At 51.1% G+C, this 18,950-nt stretch carries 17 protein-coding genes; 9 read left to right on the top strand and 8 right to left on the bottom strand.

Annotation, left to right across the window (positions count from 1 at the left end; translation table 11 throughout):
• The first annotated feature begins 6 nt into the window (after nucleotides 1-6).
• Nucleotides 7-309: a hypothetical protein gene (locus tag NSP04_RS02380; RefSeq protein WP_257510744.1), complete on the top strand. Its 303-nt coding sequence runs from the start codon at nucleotides 7-9 to the stop codon at nucleotides 307-309.
• Here NSP04_RS02380 and NSP04_RS02375 read toward each other — a convergent pair.
• The 4 genes from NSP04_RS02375 to NSP04_RS02360 form a co-directional block, all read right to left on the bottom strand.
• Nucleotides 279-578: a hypothetical protein gene (locus tag NSP04_RS02375; protein ID WP_257510743.1), complete on the bottom strand. Its 300-nt coding sequence runs from the start codon at nucleotides 576-578 to the stop codon at nucleotides 279-281. The two genes, NSP04_RS02380 and NSP04_RS02375, sit on opposite strands and share 31 nt — an antisense overlap.
• A gap of 252 nt (nucleotides 579-830) precedes the next feature.
• Nucleotides 831-1,226 (bottom strand): DUF1850 domain-containing protein, encoded by a 396-nt coding sequence (locus tag NSP04_RS02370; RefSeq protein ID WP_257510742.1) that lies wholly within the window; start codon nucleotides 1,224-1,226, stop codon nucleotides 831-833.
• A complete protein-coding gene (locus NSP04_RS02365) occupies nucleotides 1,223-3,316 on the bottom strand; it encodes a TRAP transporter permease (protein WP_257510741.1) in 2,094 nt (697 codons plus the stop codon). Before NSP04_RS02365 ends, NSP04_RS02370 begins: the two co-directional genes overlap by 4 nt.
• An 89-nt stretch (nucleotides 3,317-3,405) precedes the next feature.
• On the bottom strand, nucleotides 3,406-4,362 hold the full coding sequence (locus NSP04_RS02360; RefSeq protein ID WP_257510740.1) for a TAXI family TRAP transporter solute-binding subunit: 957 nt from the start codon (nucleotides 4,360-4,362) through the stop codon (nucleotides 3,406-3,408).
• 255 nt (nucleotides 4,363-4,617) lie between these two features.
• On the opposite strand from NSP04_RS02360, the gene NSP04_RS02355 reads away from it, so the two are divergent.
• Complete coding sequence (locus tag NSP04_RS02355; protein WP_257510739.1) at nucleotides 4,618-5,637, top strand: MBL fold metallo-hydrolase; 1,020 nt, start codon at nucleotides 4,618-4,620, stop codon at nucleotides 5,635-5,637.
• A gap of 27 nt (nucleotides 5,638-5,664) precedes the next feature.
• On the opposite strand, the gene NSP04_RS02350 is transcribed toward NSP04_RS02355, so the two are convergent.
• The 3 genes from NSP04_RS02350 to NSP04_RS02340 form a co-directional block, all read right to left on the bottom strand.
• Complete coding sequence (locus NSP04_RS02350; protein ID WP_257510738.1) at nucleotides 5,665-6,204, bottom strand: hypothetical protein; 540 nt, start codon at nucleotides 6,202-6,204, stop codon at nucleotides 5,665-5,667.
• A gap of 45 nt (nucleotides 6,205-6,249) precedes the next feature.
• Entirely contained in the window at nucleotides 6,250-10,878 is a 4,629-nt protein-coding gene (locus NSP04_RS02345) for an ATP-binding protein (RefSeq protein WP_257510737.1), read from the bottom strand.
• Between the two features lie 93 nt (nucleotides 10,879-10,971).
• Nucleotides 10,972-11,586 carry a TetR/AcrR family transcriptional regulator gene (locus tag NSP04_RS02340; RefSeq protein WP_257510736.1) on the bottom strand — a complete coding sequence of 205 codons (615 nt, stop codon included), beginning with the start codon at nucleotides 11,584-11,586 and terminating at the stop codon, nucleotides 10,972-10,974.
• Nucleotides 11,587-11,679: 93 nt separating this feature from the next.
• On the opposite strand from NSP04_RS02340, the gene NSP04_RS02335 reads away from it, so the two are divergent.
• From NSP04_RS02335 to NSP04_RS02325, 3 genes are read left to right on the top strand one after another with little or no spacing between them, the layout of a single operon-like run.
• On the top strand, nucleotides 11,680-12,567 hold the full coding sequence (locus NSP04_RS02335) for an SDR family NAD(P)-dependent oxidoreductase (protein WP_257510735.1): 888 nt from the start codon (nucleotides 11,680-11,682) through the stop codon (nucleotides 12,565-12,567).
• Nucleotides 12,568-12,579: 12 nt separating this feature from the next.
• Nucleotides 12,580-13,506, top strand: a complete 927-nt coding sequence (locus tag NSP04_RS02330; protein ID WP_257510734.1) for a hypothetical protein — start codon at nucleotides 12,580-12,582, stop codon at nucleotides 13,504-13,506.
• Nucleotides 13,507-13,524: 18 nt separating this feature from the next.
• Complete coding sequence (locus NSP04_RS02325; RefSeq protein ID WP_257510733.1) at nucleotides 13,525-15,102, top strand: flavin-containing monooxygenase; 1,578 nt, start codon at nucleotides 13,525-13,527, stop codon at nucleotides 15,100-15,102.
• A 64-nt stretch (nucleotides 15,103-15,166) separates the two neighbouring features.
• On the opposite strand, the gene NSP04_RS02320 is transcribed toward NSP04_RS02325, so the two are convergent.
• The gene (locus tag NSP04_RS02320) at nucleotides 15,167-15,544 is read right to left on the bottom strand and encodes a phosphopantetheine adenylyltransferase (protein ID WP_257510732.1); all 378 of its coding nucleotides are present in this window, start codon (nucleotides 15,542-15,544) and stop codon (nucleotides 15,167-15,169) included.
• A 70-nt stretch (nucleotides 15,545-15,614) separates the two neighbouring features.
• Here NSP04_RS02320 and NSP04_RS02315 point away from each other — a divergent pair, with 70 nt between their 5' ends.
• From NSP04_RS02315 to NSP04_RS02300, 4 genes are read left to right on the top strand one after another with little or no spacing between them, the layout of a single operon-like run.
• The gene (locus tag NSP04_RS02315) at nucleotides 15,615-16,391 is read left to right on the top strand and encodes a helix-turn-helix transcriptional regulator (RefSeq protein WP_257510731.1); all 777 of its coding nucleotides are present in this window, start codon (nucleotides 15,615-15,617) and stop codon (nucleotides 16,389-16,391) included.
• On the top strand, nucleotides 16,372-17,730 hold the full coding sequence (chrA, locus tag NSP04_RS02310; RefSeq protein ID WP_257510730.1) for a chromate efflux transporter: 1,359 nt from the start codon (nucleotides 16,372-16,374) through the stop codon (nucleotides 17,728-17,730). Before NSP04_RS02315 ends, chrA begins: the two co-directional genes overlap by 20 nt.
• Before the next feature lie 31 nt (nucleotides 17,731-17,761).
• The gene (locus NSP04_RS02305; protein WP_257510729.1) at nucleotides 17,762-18,172 is read left to right on the top strand and encodes a PaaI family thioesterase; all 411 of its coding nucleotides are present in this window, start codon (nucleotides 17,762-17,764) and stop codon (nucleotides 18,170-18,172) included.
• Nucleotides 18,173-18,199: 27 nt separating this feature from the next.
• Nucleotides 18,200-18,757 (top strand): NADPH-dependent FMN reductase, encoded by a 558-nt coding sequence (locus NSP04_RS02300; RefSeq protein ID WP_257510728.1) that lies wholly within the window; start codon nucleotides 18,200-18,202, stop codon nucleotides 18,755-18,757.
• Nucleotides 18,758-18,950: the final 193 nt, after the last annotated feature.

Raw genomic sequence — 18,950 nt, 5'->3', positions numbered from 1 at the left:
TTTCAAATGGCGATTTTTAATACCGATGTTGCCCTTGATATGTCTTGTACCGAACGTGAACTGCGGCGTTGGCTGCAAATGATTGCCAGCATTTTTCCCATGGTTTCAGAAGAATCTTCTTGTGCCGATTTCACCATTGAAGGTGGCACAGCCCGCATTGCGTGGAAGCCAATGCCTGATCGCGTGATTGCCTTGATTCGTTTAAGCCGCATGGAAGTGGTGTTGGCGTTTTCTGAAGGTGTAAGCGCCGATGCAAGGGCGCAATTCTCGAAGCAGTTTCAGATGTACACGCTGCGTGGCGGAGGATAAGGTGCTTGGTGCTTGGTGCTTGGTGCTTGGTGCTTGGTGCTTGGTGCTTGGTGAGGTTTGGGTGATGCACCACCTTGCCTAAGCAATGCTTCTGATTCCGGCGTGATGCTTCTGGCTTGGGGCATGCGAAACGCGAACGCGTCTTCGCATCGATTGCTTTCGCAATCGCCCCGCGCTGCGAACCCGCCGGGAAGCCTTGCAAATCCGGCAAGGCGGTGCATCACCCAAACCACACATTGCGCAGCATGTTCGCGCAAGCCGCTGGTCAAGGTTGGCAACTGCGAAGTTCGCTTTGCCGTCTCGCCGCCTTCAAGAAAGCCTGCCCGTTTGTTGCATTTCCTGTCCGTTCGGCAAAGCCGAAAGCGCACCCGCTCGCTTTGTAGCGGGTGCGCTTAGGTCAGGAAATGCAACAAAAGGGGGGTATTCAGGCTTTCAGGCGGAGGAGGGCATGCGACTTTGCAGGTGCTAATCAGAGGGCATGCGACTTTGCAGATGCCTTGAGCAGAACGAATATTCCTAGATCACTGGCAAGATTTGATCGTGAATGAATCAACGTCTCGATTTTCGAACTGAGCAAAGTCAATGCATTCGCCTGATTCAAGTGTCGTTGAATCTAGCGCACAAAGTGTCCAGTTGTCGGGAGTTAATTCAGAATTGGCCAGGGAAATGGACGGTAACACAACCGCCTGTTCCGGTTTCCAGCGATACCAGCCATTCTGGAGAACAGCATGAGGTGCCGGATCGACTCCAGCACCACTGCCTTTCACGAATGTTTCTTGCAATACCAACTGTTGCTTTTGAACTTGCCAGTGTTCAACCCACTTGGTTTTTTCAATGGAGTGGGTCCAACTCAGGGAAAACAGCATGCCCATTAGGCAAGCCGCTGATTTCCCTGCTATGAACACGCACAAACTCATGCAGTTTGAAGCTTGCCTTTAACTGCGCGCATATTGCGCCATGCGAAAAAGCCAAACACCACAGCCAATGCAAATCCGATTTCGTCGGTAACAGGCAAAGCAGCAATCAGGGTAAATGATGACGCCATGGCCAATACGCGCAGCCAGATGGGCAACTTGGTGCCTAAATAACCGATTACTGCTGCCCCCCACAAACTGATGGCCAGCAAGGTTTTAACCACAATGTAAATTACCGCTGGAATGTAACCTATTTCAGTGGCCAGTGGCCCGCCGTCTTGAAGCATCAATGCGGGGGTGTACACCGCCATAAAGGGAATCACAAAACCCGCCGCTGCAATTTTGACCGCTTCCATTGAAATAGTCAGACCGCGTTCTTTGGCGATGGGCGCCGCTGCAAAACAGGCCAGTGCCACAGGTGGGGTCAGGTCGGCCAGAATGCCGAAGTAGAACACAAACATGTGGCTGACAATCAGTGGTACACCGAGTTGTTCCAGGGCAGGCCCTGCGATGCTGGACGTAATGATGTAGTTGGGAATCGTGGGTATACCCATGCCCAGCACGATACAGGTGATCATGGTCAGCACCAGCGACAGGAACAAGCTGTCTTGTCCGACGCTAACTACAAACTGGCCGAAGGTGTTTGCTGCGCCAGTCAGCGTCATGGTGCCGATAATAATACCTACCATTGCACAGGCCACACCCACAGGCAAGGCGGATTTGGCACCGTCGGCGAGTGAATCACGGCAAGCTGCCAAAGTTTGACGTCCACCTTTTTTCATGGCGTTTATGGCGATCAACACAAGAATCGCGCTTGCGATCACCCAGATACCAAATTGCAAAAAGGCAGCACAGATAAGACCCAAGCCAATCCAGAACAGAATGCGAATAACCTTGTTGGGCAAGCCGATTGCGATGGATGCACCCAGAATCAGTACCACGGTGAAAGCCAGGCCAACGGTACCAGCGAACAATGGCGTGTAACCACCCACGAGCAGCCACACCAAAGCAATCAATGGAATCACCAGATACCACTGATCTTTAACTGCTTTCCAAGGGTTGGGCAGGTCTTTCTTTTCCATGCCTTTCAAATTGTGCTTGCCGGCTTCCAGGTGAACCATCCAGAACGCACCAAAAAAGTACAGAATCGCCGGAATGATGGCTGCTTTCACAATTTCCGAATACTGAACACCCAGGGTTTCGGCCATGATGAAAGCCACTGCCCCCATCACTGGTGGCATCAACTGCCCACCCATGGATGCCGTTGACTCAACACCACCTGCAAAGGCTGCGCGATAGCCGAACCGCTTCATGAGCGGAATGGTGAACTGACCCGTCGTCACCACATTGGCCACGCCGGAACCAGAGATGGTCCCCATCAGAGCCGATGACACCACGGACACCTTGGCTGCGCCACCTTGCGCATGACCAACCAGGCCCAGCGCAAAGTCGGTGAACAGTTTGATCATGCCAGCCTTTTCGAGGAAAGAGCCGAACAGGATGAACAGAAAAATAAAGGACGCTGACACATAAGTCGGAATGCCGTAAATGCCCTCGGTACCGTAGGCCATGTGCTCGATGACTTGATGGACGTCGTATCCTCGGTGGTCAAATGGCGCGGGTAAATACTGCCCGAAAAGGCAGTAGGCAAAGAACGTGCCGCAGATGATCGGCAAGGCCGGTCCCATCAACATCCAGGTTGCAACAAACACGGTTGAGATTGCAACAATGCCAAGGTATATGTCCAGCTCAGTGGGGTCGCCTGCGCGAAGCAGCAAGGGCTCGTATTCAACCCACTGATACCCTGCGACACCAACGGCCGACAGAGCGAGAATCCATGCAATGATTTTAAATGCCGCATTCTTTTGCATCGCGATAAGCGGGAATGTCAGCAGCAACAGGAAACCGACGTGGCAGGCACGCTGCACTTGGCTTGGCAAATCAAAAAGGTGCGCAGCAGTCGCAATCTGGAAGGTGGAAAACGCCACTGCTATCCAGAACAAAAGCCGACCTTCGAACGAGCGGGTAAAGCCCTCGGAGGTTGGGTCATGGAATGTTGCGGGATCTGGAGGATTAGATAGAGTGTTTGACATAGACGAAAGGCCCGGATCGGGCCACAGGTTACTGAGGTTTTAAGCCACACCCCGGCGGGGTGCGGCACACTGCAATGGCTTGGGCTTGATTACTTGATCAGGCCTTTCTCTTTGTAAAACTTTTCCGCACCTGGGTGCAATGGCACTGGCATGCCTTGCAATGCGTTTTCAAACTTGATGGCCTCAGCCGCTTTGTGTGCAGAGCGCAGTGCAGCCAAGTTTTCCCAGAGCAGTTTGGTCATTTGATAAGCCGTTTCGTCTGAAACTTCTGAATGAGTAATCAGGAAGTTTACGATTGCTGCAGTGGGTACATCCTTGGTTTGACCTTGGTAGGTATTCGCAGGAATGACACCCTCAATGTAGGGAGGGCCCAGTTTCTTGACCACGCTGCCGGGTACGGCAACCACGTTAATGTCCATGGTGGAAGACAAGTCTTTCAATGAAGCAACACCCAAACCGGCAGACTGAAGCGTCGCATCGAGTTGACGGTTTTTCATCAATTCAACAGATTCGGCGTAGGGCAGATATTCGGTTTTACCCAAATCCTTGTAACCCATGCCTGCTGCACCAAGAATTGCGCGTGCGTTCAGTTCGGTGCCTGATTTCGCAGCACCCACAGAAAGCCCCTTGCCTTTCAACTGTTCAAGCGTTGTGATTCCAGATGCTTTGGATGACACGATTTGAACATAGTTGGGATAAATCGCAGCAATGCCGCGCAATTTGTTCAAGGGTGTTTTGAAGCCAGCGTCTGCATCACCTTCCCAGGCCAACTTCACAGAGTCACCCAAAGAAATACCCAGTTCACCGCGACCTTGTTGCAGCAGGTTCAGGTTTTCAACGGACGCTTTGGTGGCTTGAACTTGAGTGCGTGCACCCTTGATGTTGTCGCCATATACCTTGGACAGTGCAACGCCGATTGGGTAATAAACGCCGGATGTACCGCCAGTCAGAATGTTAATGAATTCTGCTTTTGCGGGGGTTGCGGCGAATGCCAAGCCAGTGATGGCAGCGGCCAGAATTGCAGTTTTTACTTTGCGAAGCACCATGCGGTATTCCTCCTGAGAAGTGTTGTCGTGTTTTTGTTTGTGAATTGAATATCCCCGAGAACGCGAAAGGTTGCAAGGCAAAACAAGGCATTTTTGGTCAAATTACGGGAAAATACGAATGACATAAAAGGTGATCGCAGTTACTTGTTCGGGTACCTTGCGGCATTTTCATCGGTTCTGTCCAAGGTGGTTCGACCCCTCGCTTGAATCGGCTATCCTTTTTCGGTCCGTTCAAATTCAGGCTACACAACTTACATGTTTGTCAAAATAAGAATCCTCCGGCATGCCTTTGTTCTCGCTGCACTTTTGCCATTTCACGCCTTGGCGCAGCTCGATACATGCTGGCAACAGCACCGGGCGACCGTTCATGAGTGGACTTGCGCAGGTCAAAGCCTTTCTGCAAGGGCCCAGCCTTATGCGTTTTCCATTGTGGTGGTGGAGTCACCCAAGGCGCTGATGGTCATTGATTCAGGCGCTACGGCTGCAGTGGGAGAAAGTGCTGCGGCTGCCATTCGTTCGAAATTTGGTACCAAGCCAGTTTGGATTTTGAATTCTCAGGCCAAAGCTGAACACGTGTTGGGCAACACCGCTTTCAAGGACGCCTTTGCAGGCACGTTGCGGGGCGATGAAAGCTTCAGCGATCGCTTGGTGGCAGGTCAGCGCACCGCAGATCAAATGCGCCTGCACTGTACAAGCTGCATCGAGCGACTTTCGCAAATCACCGGTAGCCCAACGGTGTCGGGTACACAGTTTCTAGTACCCGACCGCATTTTAAAGAGACTTTCAGGGCATCTCGGGATCTTGCAGAGTGACTGGGTGCCTTGGAAATACAGGCTCTACCAAAATCTTGAAGCGGATGAAACTCTTGTTTTGCGCAATCAGGAATTGAAGCTGTGGTGGGTCGCTAGCGCTGTTCAAAATCGGGAGGTACCTGATTTGTATGATGGGGACATCACTGAGCGTATCGATTTTCTGGCACGTTTGAAGACTCAAATGACAAGCGATGACACAGTGTTGACTTCGTTCGGGGCCTTAGGACCAGACTGGATTGAACGGAATCTGGCTTATTTCGTGCGGGTTCATCAAGCGGTTTTGTATGGTTTGGAAGCTAGCATTGGAGAGGTAGAAATGATTGAGCAGTTAAGCGCTCAGACAGACCTCTTCATGAACCCTGTATATGTTCAAACTGATCCTGAAGCCAGCGCCAAATCCCTTGAGCGGCATCAACTGAATGTACAGCGCATTTACCGTCAAACCCAACCATTCGTCTTCTAGATCACTGAAATGATCAGGGCGCGTTTTCTATTTGTTGAATAATCCGTCAATAACCTGGTCGCAAAAACGGATGCGTTTTTCACCATCGCCCGTCACCGTGCAGTGCTCGATCAGAATCTGGTCGCCAATCAAGCTGTGGGATTCAACACGGTCTGCATACAACAGGATTTCTTCGGTGTTCAAGCTGAATTTTGAATCCAGATCCATCTGATTCAAATCTGGGCGCCGCCAGTGAACAGTGAACAATGGTTGGTTGTTGAATACTTCACCTTGCTGATTTTGCAGCTCCGTGACCGCCTGCACAGACAATGTGGGGTGGCTGTTGAATTCCTGCGGATAGTATCGCTTCATTTCTCGCATGATGTTGTAGGCATCTGTGGCGAACAAAGAAACCATGCGGTTGCGAGTAACAAAGGTAATCGTGTCGCTGTTTAATCCTTGCACTTCAACAATATTGCCGTTTGCCATTTTCTCAAGTGAATCTGGGGCAGGTGGACTACAAGCTACCAAAAGGGCTGTGCAAGCCGCCAGGGAAATTTGTTGAATTGGGCGCAGAATTAGGCGCATTGAAAGTCTCCGTACGACGTTTTTTTATAGTGTTTGAAGTATAGGTTACTTCTTGCAAAGTACGTTCAATGCGTGTTCAAGTTCGTCGGTTTTGGGAGGTTTGCTTAGCAGGATGTCGACATTCGGCAATTCTTCCTTCGTAAAGGACATTTGTTTTCCCCAACCCGTCAGCATGATCACTGGTGTTCCTGGCCGCATGGTTTTAATCAAGGTAGACAGTTCGCGACCATCAATACCGGGCATACCCAAATCGGTAATCACCGCGTCAAATGCAAGTTGTTTTTGATTCTCTGCTACAAATATTTCGATTGCCTGGGCTCCATTGCGGGCGAATTCGACATGGTGTCCATTGGCGCTCAGAATGTCATTCATTGCACTTAGCACATTTGAATCGTCGTCCACCAAAAGCAGCTTCAACGGTGAAGCCACGCCGGTCACCTGTGTTTTTTGATCCAAGTTGCTGTCTTCAGGCAATAATTTCTTGGCAGGTAGTTTGATTTGAATTTGTGTGCCTTCACCAGGGTTGCTAAAAACTTCCATCTGACCATTTGCGCGTTTCACAATGCCGTACACCATGGCCAAACCCAAGCCGGTGCCACGCTCGCCCTTGGTGGTGAAAAAGGGTTCATAGCAGCGGGCACGCTGCTCATCGTTCATCCCGATTCCCGTATCTTTAACGTCAATTACAACTTGAGCATTGTGGCTGGTATTCAAGAACGACGTTCCGATCGAAATTTCACCGCCAGTGGGCATGGCGTCAATTGCATTCAGTATCAAATTGGTAACAATCTCCCTCATTTCCGACTCTGACATTGCAACAACTGGCAAGTCGGGCTGAAAACTGGTACGCATCTGAATGTTGATACCGTTCTTCAGCGCGATGCTATTCCATTTGACCTTGGTTAATTCAATCGATTCCATGCAAGCACGGTTGACCTCACCGGACTGAACAATTTCGGCTTCATCTTCCTGGCGTGAAAACCGGCTGATTCTGGCCACTGTGTGGGCCACATCGTCGATGGCTGTTTGAATGATCTGTAGATGTTTCGAGCCCCGTTCACTCAGGGTCGGTTCATTGGCGATGAGTGATTCTGCGTACAGGGCTGCTGGCGAAATGGCATTGTTGATGTCGTGTGCAAGCCCGCTCGCCATTTCTGCCAGTGCCTGAAGTCGTTCTTGCTGAAGCACAAGCTCCTGGGTGTTTTTCAAGTCCCGATAGGCATTTTGCAGTTCACTTAACAATTCTGTTTGCGCCAGGGCCAGCGCAACGTGTTCCCCCAGCTGATTTAAGAATGTGATTTCGTCGTCAGTAAACGCATCAATTCCCTTGCGTGCAATCACCGCAATGCCAAGCACCAAGTTGTCTTTCATCAGCGGGGTGATAACCAAGCTGTGAAGCCCACCGACTGCATGCATGGCTGCGCCAATTGGACCCCGCATGATGCCCAGGTTGGCGTTGTGAACAGAATTGCCTCTCAATGCATCTTCTAGATGAATACCCACGCCCGGCACGGTGGCGTCGACGTCTATCCCGAGTTTTTTAGCTAGGTCTTTGGAGTTTTCTCCGACAGAACGCGGACACAGGGTGTTTGTCTTGGCGTCATAAGAGGCCATCAAACAAAAGTCAGCTGGTAACTGTTTTTCGACATGGTTGGTGACCACTTGGTAGATGCTGTCCATGTCATGTCGTTTGCCGATCGCGCGCGTAATTTGGTGTAGCAGACGCATTTGTTCAAGTTGCGTCTGGCTTTGACGCTTGGCTTGAACAATGTGGCTCATGTTGGTGATGCCACCTACCATGCGAACGGCCTTGCCGTGTTTGTCTCGCATGAAGCAGCCTCGATCAATAACGTCGAGCCATCGCCCATCGATGTGTGCGAATCGGTATTCATCCTGCCACATCTCGACAGCGCTGTCTTGCAGCGCGTCTTTGATTTTGCGTTGAACTCGATCCAGGTCTTGAGGGTGAATTCGAGTGGTCCATGACACGATCGTGGATTCGCGCGTTGGAAGTGGATGGCCAAAAATGGATTGCAGCCCGTCACTCCACCATAGTGAATTGGTGTTCAAATCCCAGTCCCAGATGCAGTCGCTGGTCACCTTAGTCAGTGAACGAAATTTCTGAAGGCTTTCTTCAAGGGCTGCTTCATTGCGTTTTCTCTCGGTAATGTTTCTTTGGATCGCAATCCAGTGGGTGTGTTTTCCTTCGGTGTTAACAATGGGCACTGTCTCAAGTTCAACCCAAATTGGTTTTCCATGTTTCGTGTAATTGATGAGTTCTTCCTGAACGGGCTCACAATGGTCAAGTGCGTGCCGAATGCGTTCCAGTGCGTTTTGTTGCGTTTGTGGGCCTTTGAGTATTCTTGGTGATTGACCAATTACTTCGTCATGCGAATAGCCTGTGTGGTGAACAAAAGCGTCGTTCACATACAAAATTCTGGGACCTTGTTCATTCACCGCTTGTGCATCGGTGATGATCACCATGTCATTGAGTCGGGCCACACAGGTTTGAAGCAGCTTCAGGCTTTCCATGGTTTGGTGCCGTTCAATGTCGTTGACCAGCCTCTCAAGTGCCAATGACCTGTGCTTGGCAACCGACTGCATCAAAACCACCATTTCTTCGCTGAAATAATTTTTTCCTCGGCCGAAGTTGATCAGCGCCGCATTCAGCTTGCCATTTACATGAAGCGGAATGACTGCGAAGGATTCCAGTCCGCGAGCGCTTGCTTCCTGGTGCCATTTTATGGCCAGCGCTTCTTGGCTGACGTCGTTACACACATAAAGGTGACCAGCTCGAAGCGGTGTGATCAAGTGGTCGTCGAGGTCGACTGCTAAGTTGTCCATCACAATTGAAACCAGGTCGGTGTGTTCGCCTGCCTTGCCCATAACCTGAAGTGCCTGTTTTTGTGCATCAACCTGCACAATCCAAATCAAGGGAACACCACCAATTGTGGAGGCGACACGGCAAATTTCTTCGAACATAGCCTGCGGGCTGTCCAATTGATTGAGCGTGACGGTGACCTGATTTTGCGCCAGCAACAAACGGTTCATTCTGCGCATCATCAAATCAGTTTCTTGCTTTTCGGTCACGTCCTGAAAGCAACCATGAATCAGAACAGGCTTGCCATGAGAATCCCGAATTGCCTCGCCCAAGACCCTCGCCCAGATTAGTCTGCCTTTGAATGTGCGCACCTCGGCCGTGATGTCGAAAGGTGTTCCGTGGATGCTGCACGCTTCAACGGCTGTGGCCAGTGTGGTTCGTGATTCACCGACGTAGCGGTCCATGCCCCGTTCAAGGTCCGGGGGGATGCCGGAGTCTACATCCAATAGACGAAAAGTTTCTTCTGACCAGTAAACGGTGTTGTTTGCTTGAAGGTCGATACACCAACTTCCCATTTTTCCAAGCTGTCCGCCCATGCGTTGCAAAGCAAGGCTGAATTTCAAAGCTTGCAATGCCTGCTGATGGTCACTTAGTTCGTCGCTGTTCATGTTCAAGGTATGCAGACTGGTCTGCAACTTTGTGGGTCTGGCCAATTCAGCAGGTTGACCTTCAACACTTGATTGAGGGCGCTTGGGAAGTTGAATGATGAATGTGGCACTTTCTCCAGGAACTGATTTTGCCTCTATCTTTCCGTGGTGGCTTTCAATGATTTTCTTGACATTGGCCAAGCCCATGCCATGTCCTTGAAAGTCGTGCGTTGTGTGCAATCGATGGAAAGGTTTGAAAAGGTCTCCAGCCATTTCTGCATCAAAGCCAACGCCGTTGTCTTTAATAAGTACAAAGTGCTGGTCTTCGGTTTCCGAGTGCCTGACCTCCACACTTGGGTGCTCGCGTTTCGAGCTGAACTTCAAGGCATTGGAAAACAGGTTTACAAACACTTGTTCCAGAAGTGATTCGTCACCTTGAACTTCAGGAAGGGCATCAATTTGCCAGTCTGGCAGTGGGCCATCGCTGTCGAGTTCAGTCAATATTTTTGCGCGGCCAACCACATCTTTTAATTTAACCGGTTTGAAGTTGATTTGCGTATTGCCCAGTCGCGCAAAGGCCAGCAGATCGGACACCAGTTGGCTGCCCCTGCTGCTTGTTTCTTTGATGCGTTGAATGTGCCGCCTTTCCTGTTCGTCAAGACTGCTGCTGGAGCGGCTGGTCAGGCTGGTTGCATGCCCTTGAATCAAATGCATGACGGAATTCAGATCATGGGCAACCCTGGCGGCAAATGTATCCAAGTCAGAGTTCAGTGCGGTGAGCTGCTGATTTGCGCGGGTAACCGATTCCAGAAGGTTCGCGTTTTGCTTCTTCAAAACCTTGTTTTCAAGTGCGCGTCGAATGACTGGCAACATAACAGAAAGTTTGAATGGCTTGAGCACGTAATCAATTGCACCCAGATGGAGTGCTTCAATTGCTGTGTTTACGCTTCCGTGACCAGTCATGAGGATGGCAGGCAAGTCGGGGTCCGATTTTTTTGCTTGCTGGATTAATGCCGTGCCGTTCATGCCCGGTAGCCGCAGGTCGGTGAGAAGCAGGTCGCAGCCAGTAGATTGAATCGCTAAGAGGGCATCTTGTGGGTTGGCAAATCCTGTGACGCTAAATCCTTCTTGTTCTAGCAAGGCACACAGTGCTTCTAGCTGAGCGTGTTCATCATCAACAACAAACAGCCGGAACGATTGGTTCATCTGAAAATTTAACCGTTGTTGCATGTATCGAACTTTCGATAGTAAAACATTTAGTTAAAAATAACGATCCTCCTTTTGGACTGTTTCCGCAGCTTATTTGTTGATTATTTGCAGTTCCTTCTCGACGTAATGCCCGGCCATGTCGGCCAGCCCCTTGGCCAGGTCATCAAAAGAAAAACCGGGATTGGGATGGTTCAAATAACGAATCATGGTGGCAATACCGCTGTTGATGAAAATGTAGCTCATGGTTTGCAGGTTGTTCAGCCGTAAAATTTCAGGGTGTTTAATGGCATGTTGAACAAACAGGTCAGCCAGTGCCCGGTACACGGCACCAAAAGGCACATGCTTTTCCATCAGCGCCGATTCACGCGCGCAGCGCAGGTATAGTTCGTCGTCTTTTTTCAAGAATTCGGCGGTTTGAGCGATCAATTCATACACTGCATCGCGCAATGAAAGCCGAACAACGTTTGTGGTTGCCCCCTGAATTACCCCCACCAGCTCGCGAGAAAAGCGTTGGCCCATGGCGCTGAAAATAGCCTCTTTATTTTCGAAATACTCGTAAATTGAGCCCACCCCCACCCCCGCATATTCTGCGATCTGGCGCGTGGTTGCACCTTCTGCACCGTGTTTGGCCAGTGCTATGAATGCGCCTTGGACAATGGTTTCAACTGTGTTTTGAGATCTGTTTTGTTTGGGTTTTCTGGTCATGAAAAAATCCGAATTGAATCCGAACAAACGTTCGTTTTAATATGACATTGTTCAATGTCACGGTCGCTATGTCAAGCGCAACAGGATTCACACATGTTCGGAAAAAAGATTACCAAGGGGGCCAATACAGTGGTCACCGGTGCTGGTAGCGGCATAGGCCGAGCCTTCGCGCTTGAAATTGTTCGCAGGGGGGGCCGCGTGGTGTGTGCCGATATTAGCCTGGACCGCGCACAGGAAACCGTGGACCTGATTATGGACATGGTGGCGGGCAAAATGAAGAATCCTGACCTGGTGTTTGTGCCGCAGGCCTGGGCTGTGAAGTGCGACGTCAGCAAGCTGAAAGATGTTGAGGCGCTCGCCTTGAAGGCCGAGGAGATTTTCGGGGGGAGTGAGAACGACACCGCAATTGATTTGGTGGTGAATAACGCAGGTGTGGGCGCCGGTGGAAAACCGATTGGTGAAACAACCATTGACGACTGGAAATGGACCCTTGGCGTGAACCTGTGGGGTGTGATTCATGGTTGCCATGTGTTTGCACCACGCTTGCGCAAGAAGGGTACTGCCCAGAAGTGCGGCATCATCAATGTGGCCTCTACAGCCAGCTTTGCCGCTGCGCCACTGATGAGCGCTTACAACGTGACCAAGGCCGGTGCTTTGGCACTGACCGAAACGCTCGCTTCCGAGATGGCAGGCACTGGCGTGAATGTAACAGCGCTGTGCCCCACCTTTGTGAAAACCAATATCACCAAAGACGGCCGTATTGACGCCGCATCCAATCAACTGGCCAACAAGCTGATGGAGTGGACAGGCGTCAGCGCTGACGGTGTGGTGAAAGAAACATTGAACGCATTGGACAAGGGGCAGCTGTATGTATTGCCCCAGTTGGATGCCCGCATGATTTGGCGCATGAAGCGCCTGATGCCCCGCAGCTACACGCGCGGTGCTGGTTTATTGGCCCGTGTGGCCGCAAAAGCTTTTTAAGGAGTACACAAAATGCCTCAACTCGATCTGGAAAAAACACTGCGCCGCATCAAGGAAAATCAATGGGCTTTGGCCGATATTGACTGGGATGCACCGGGCCGTGAAATGATCACTGAAGAACAGTGGCCCAAGCTGAAGGCCTTCATGGCTGACTTGACCTGGATTGAACACATTGGTGCGCGTGGTTTTGCAGCCATGGCCAAGAAAGCACCGAACGATACCTTGAAAGAAATCTACACCTGGTTTCACGCCGAAGAGCAGCGCCACGCCAATGCAGAGCTGGCCTTGATGCAGCGCTGGGGCATGCTGGAAGAGGGCGAGATTCCAGAGCCAAACATCAACCTGCGCTTAACCATTGAATGGCTGGACAAGTACAGCGATGACATGCCCCTGAACGTGCTGGGCAGTGTAATTCCCATGCTGGAAGTAACGCTGGATGGTGCCTTGTGCAAATTCCTGCTGGATGAAGTGAAAGACCCGGTGTGTCACGAGGTGTTCAAAAAAATTAACGCCGATGAAGCCCGCCATTTGGGCGTGGATTTTCATGTGCTGGAAATGCTCGGTCATGGACCCATGTACCGCTTGGCTTTGGAATCAATTGCCACGGCCATCAACCCCAAACTATTGCTGGGTGTTGCGGTGTATTTCCCCTTGTTGAACCGCATGCGCGACAACATTGTGACCATGGGTTTGAAGGAAGAAAAGCTGTATGAAGCCATGGTCAAGTTTGAAAAGTACGGCGGTGAAACGCCGGAAGGCCGACGCAACCCCTGGTACCAGGTGATGCGCATGCACGGCAAGTGGGTGATCAACCGCAAGAACCGTTTCTACCATGCACCTGTGGATGCGGCAGTGAAGGCATCCAATTACATTCCAAAAAGCTGGCTGCCCGAGGTGCCAAGTTGGGTAAATAAATTGACTTGGCACACCACGGCTTGAACAAGGTGAGACAACACAATGACCAATGAAAAAAGAAAGCCTGCAAAGGCGTTGAATGCAACCTTGGGCGAGCGCACCACGGTGCGCCGCAGAACAGCTGCTAAAAAAGAGACAGCTAAAGGCGGTGATCATGTGTACGACACCTTGATTATTGGCGCTGGTTTTGCGGGGCTGGGAACTGCGATCAAACTGCGTGAAGCCGGTGTGCACAATGTGGCCATTCTTGAGCGTGCGGCAGAAGTGGGCGGCACCTGGCGTGACAACCAGTACCCGGGTGCGGCCTGTGATATTCCCTCAAACCTGTACAGCTTTTCATTTGCACCCAACCCGAACTGGTCGCGCAGCTATTCAGGCAGCCAGGAAATTCTGGGTTATGTACACAGCCTGGTGAATGATTTTGGTTTGGAGAAACTGATTCAGTACCAGCAAAATGTAACGCGTGTGGAGCTGGACGATACTCAAGGCCTTTGGATGATTCACACCGACAGTGGGCGTGTGTGGAAAGGAAAAACCGTGATCATGGCCAGTGGTCCTCTGGCCAATGCCAGCTTCCCAAAAATTCGCGGTATCGAGAATTTCAAGGGCAAAAAAATTCACAGCGCGCAGTGGGATCACGATTACGACTTCACTGGCAAGCGTGTGGCGGTGGTTGGCACAGGAGCCAGTGCCATTCAAATCATTCCTGAGTTGGTGAAAAAAGTAGACAAGCTGAAGGTGTTTCAGCGCACGCCAGCGTGGGTGATGCCACGTCCGGATTTTTCAACTTCGGAGTTCAGTAAAAAGGTTTTTGCGAAATTACCTTTCACACAAAAAGCGATTCGCGAAGCGCTGTACTGGACGCATGAAAGCATGGCGCTGGCGGTGATCTGGAGTTCCCCAGTGACTCGCATTGGCGAACGTTTGGGCCAAGCCTTTTTGAAATCGCAAGTGCCCGACCCTTGGATGCGCCGCCAATTGAAACCCGACTACAAACTGGGTTGCAAGCGCATTTTGGTGAGCAACGATTACTACCCGGCCTTGCAAAAAGAAAACTGCGAATTGATTACTTGGCCAATCGCCAACATCGTTGAAAAGGGTATTCGAACCTCAGAAGGCATTGAACACCGTGTGGATTGCATTGTGTTTGCCACGGGTTTTGATGTGCCGAAAAGTGGTACACCCTATCCGGTTCTGGGTGTGGGGGGCAGGGAGCTGGCCAAAGAATGGCAGCGCGGTGCGCAAGCTTATAAAAGCATCAATGTGAGTGGCTACCCGAACCTATACATCATGTTTGGGCCCAACAGTGGACCTGGCCACAATTCCGCGCTGGTGTACATGGAACAGCAAATTGCTTATGCGGTGAAGGGCATTCGGACCATTCTGGATTCGAACCTGAAAATGCTGGATGTGAAGCCCGATGTGCAGGCCAAACACAATGCCAATATTCAAAAACGATTGGCGAAAACCAACTGGAATTCAGGTTGCAAAAGCTGGTATTTAACCGAGGATGGATTCAACGCCACCATGTTCCCCGGTTTTGCCACGCAGTATGCCGCGCAAATGGGCAAGTTTGATGTGAAGGCCTACCGGCAGGTGAAAGCTGACGTAGTGGCCTGACATGATTGAGTGGAGTGGGTGTAGTGGGGCCCCCGAGGACTCGTGACGGTCTTTGGGGGCTTTTTTACGAGCGTGTGAGCCAGATTTCATTGCCCAGACCAATCAGTAGGGCACCAATCACGATCACATCGGCTTTGACCACGCGGGCGATCAGTGGGTTGTAATCGCCGACTTGCCAGGCTATGGCAATAAAACCAGCTGTGCTGACCAGGCCAAAACCCATGGCCAGTAGCCGCAAATCAGCTTTGAAAATTGCGACCACAAACAGCACACCGAGCAGGCCAAACAGCAAGGCGCGGTGTTGCATGGCAATCAATAAATTGGGGTCGTCAATTCCAACGCCGTATAATTTTTGAAGTGCCGATTTGCCGAGGATTCCGCTGACCGGCAAAAAGTGAATGATTGCGGCGATTGCCAAGGCTAAATTGCTGATCCAGTTCATTGAAACACCTTTTCGTTTTGGCTAGAGTTCACTTATATTGAAGCAATTCAATCGGCCTGACTTTTAAAAAGTGACTGATCTTCCAAAGTTGATTCTTGGCAATGCACGTGCTGCGTATATGGGCCCCGCGTTCGATTTGAGTCCCCATTTCAATGTGGCCTGCACTGTGGCGCTGGCGCTTGAAGGCGCGCTTGACGTGCGTTTCTGGCATCCGAAAAGCGGCTGGGGTGAATGGCACTCAAGCACGGCGGCTTTGATACCCAGTCAAACAATTCACCACATGCTGTGCCGAGGCCGAATGTTGTTTGTTTATTTCGATCCGAGGTGCGACGACGTGTCCGGTCTTACTAACAGTAATGTGTTGGCGGCCAGAACATACTTGGTGCAAGCAGGTGTGTCGGGGATTGACTTGCAGACCATTGCAGACGCATTGGGCATCAAAGCCAAGCCCCAGGCAAGCCCACGAATTCTCCGCGCTTTGCAGATGCTGGAATCTTCGCCCAACGAATTTCAAACCATCGATGACGCTGCAGAAATTGCTTGCCTGTCAGTGTCAAGATTCAGAGCATTGTTTGCCAAACAGATTGGCGTGCCATTTCGTCGCTACAGGCTGTGGCGAAGAATGGCACTGGTGATGCAGGCCTTGCAGGCCGGCGACTCGCTCACTGAGGCTGCGCTGCGGGCTGGCTTCTATGATTCCGCTCATTTGAGCGCGTCTTTCAAGGAAATGTTTGGAATTTCACCGTCCACATTGTTGGGTCGTGGAATCCAGATTCGTACCGAGCATGAGTTAGAATCGTTTACCGAATTTACCGCTTCCCCGCTTCATGCACCCCTCCCGCCTTGACAACAGTAATCTGGAACAAGCCCCAGCGCCAGTCAGTCTGATTCAGGCATTCTGGTTCTGGTTGAAGCTGGGTTTTATCAGCTTTGGTGGCCCGGCTGGTCAGATCGCCATCATGCACGACGAGTTGGTTGAGCGCAGGCGATGGATTTCTGAAAAGCGGTTCTTGCATGCCTTGAACTACTGCATGCTACTGCCCGGGCCAGAGGCTCAACAGTTGGCCACTTACCTGGGCTGGCTGATGCACCGAACCTGGGGCGGCGTACTGGCAGGCGTTTTGTTTGTTTTGCCTTCCCTGTTTATTCTGATTGCGCTGTCGTGGGTCTACATCGCTTATGGCGATGTGCCGGTAGTGGCTGGTGTTTTCTACGGCATCAAACCCGCCGTGGCTGCCATTGTGTTGCACGCGGCACATCGTATTGGCTCGCGGGCTTTGAAGAACAGCTGGATGTGGGCGATCGCCGCTGCTTCCTTTGTGGCTATTTTTGCATTGAATGTACCTTTCCCTCTGATTGTGGTTTCGGCAGCATTGATCGGTTTTGTTGGCGGGAAGTTTTTCCCTGAGAAATTCAATGGAAGTGTGGCACATTCAAGCGCGCGGAAATCATATGGCGCAGCCTTGATTGACGACCACACCCCCACGCCTGAGCATGCCCGGTTCCGCAAAGTGCGGTTGGCTCAGGTTATTGCTGCAGGTGCCTTGTTGTGGCTTGTGCCGATGGGTTTGTTGACCGCTGGTTTGGGTTGGGCAAACACGTTCACGCAGATGGGCTGGTTTTTCACCAAGGCGGCGTTGCTGACATTTGGTGGTGCCTACGCTGTATTGCCCTATGTGTACCAAGGGGCGGTTGGGCACTATGGCTGGTTGACCCCCACTCAGATGATAGATGGTTTGGCATTGGGCGAAACCACACCGGGGCCGCTGATCATGGTGGTGGCGTTCGTGGGCTTTGTGGGTGCCTATGTGCAAGCCGCCTTTGGACCCGAACATGCGTTCATGGCTGGTGCCCTGGCTGCAGCTTTGGTGACCTGGTTTACTTTCTTGCCCTCATTCCTGTTCATTCTGGCAGGTGGCCCCTTGGTAGAAAGCACGCATGATGATTTGAAATTCACGGCTCCCCTGTTGGCAATTACTGCTGCGGTTGTAGGCGTTATCCTGAATCTGGCTTTGTTCTTTGCCTATCACGTGTGGTGGCCCGACGGCTTTGCCGGAGAATTCGACGGGGTATCGGCGGCCTTGTCGCTTGCAGCCACTGTTGCGTTGTTTGTTTTCAAGCGCAGTGTGATGGAAGTACTGGGGGCAAGTGCGCTGTTGGGCCTGCTTTGGGTTGTATTATCGTAAACACAAGAATTCCAAAAAACGGAGACCTGGTTTGATCACCAAAGAAATGATGAATGAATTCATCAACACGCAATTTCCACAAAGCAAGATTACTGTTGAACACGTCGATGGCGATTCAGCCACCATTCGCCACAAAATTACCGAGGCTGAATTGCGCCCAGGTGGTACGGTGGCAGGCCCGGTCATGTTTCTGGTGGCAGATTGTGCGCTGTACGTTGGCATACTGGGACGAATCGGAATTGTGCCTTTGGCTGTAACCACAAATATGAATATCAACTTTTTAAGAAAACCATCGGCGGACCGCGACATTATTGGTGTGTGCAAATTGATCAAGGTGGGAAAAACCCTGGCGATTGGCGAGGTGTCTGTGTTTTCAGAAGGTTTGCCCGAACCGGTTGCACATGCTGTGGGCACGTATGCCATTCCGCCCAAAAAAGACTGATCACCATTCAGGAAGGAGAGTTTCAAAATGAGCAATACCATTCGCGTACTGGGAATTTCAGGCAGCTTGCGGGCTAAGTCTTGCAACACAGGTTTGTTGAGGGCTGCATCGGCCCAGTTGCCCCAAGGCATGGAAATTCAGTTTGCCAATTTGATTGACCTGCCTTTCTTCAATGCAGATCTAGGTGAAAGGCCTGCGGCTGTGCAAGCTTTCTTTGATCAATTGCAGCAAGCCGATGCTTTGTTGCTGGCCTGCCCTGAGTACAACTATTCCATTGCACCAGCCCTGAAGAATGCGATCGATTGGGCTTCCCGTTACCCAGACAACGCCTTGCTGTCTGGCAAGGCAGTGGCCATTTGCGGCGCGGGTGGGGGCATGGGTACTTCGCGTGCCCAGTATCATTTGCGGCAGGTTTGCGTCTACCTTGATTTGCACCCTTTGAACAAGCCAGAGGTGTTTGCCAACGCTTTTGCGGGAGGCTTTGATGCCGACGGCAATGTGATTGATGAAAAGATCAAATCCAGCCTGGCCGCACAGTTATTGGCTTTGAAGGCATGGAGTCAACTTCTGAAAGGCAAAGATTAAAAAAAGTTCGCCTCAACCCTAAAGAATCATTTTTTCCGAGCGTTAATGAATTACAAGGCAGCGCACGACAGTGCTAGACACTGAAGGCGACTGACCCGGTAAATCAAATTAAATTGCTTGGAGAATTAAAATGCTAGGAATCAACACCAACGTAGCCTCACTGACCGCCCAGAAAAACCTTTCAGGTTCTGGC

Origin of the sequence: Limnobacter parvus (genome assembly GCF_024623725.1) — a bacterium.
In the GTDB taxonomy this organism is placed as follows: Bacteria; Pseudomonadota; Gammaproteobacteria; order Burkholderiales; family Burkholderiaceae_B; genus Limnobacter; species Limnobacter parvus.
This window is presented reverse-complemented; position numbering and strand designations above follow the sequence as displayed.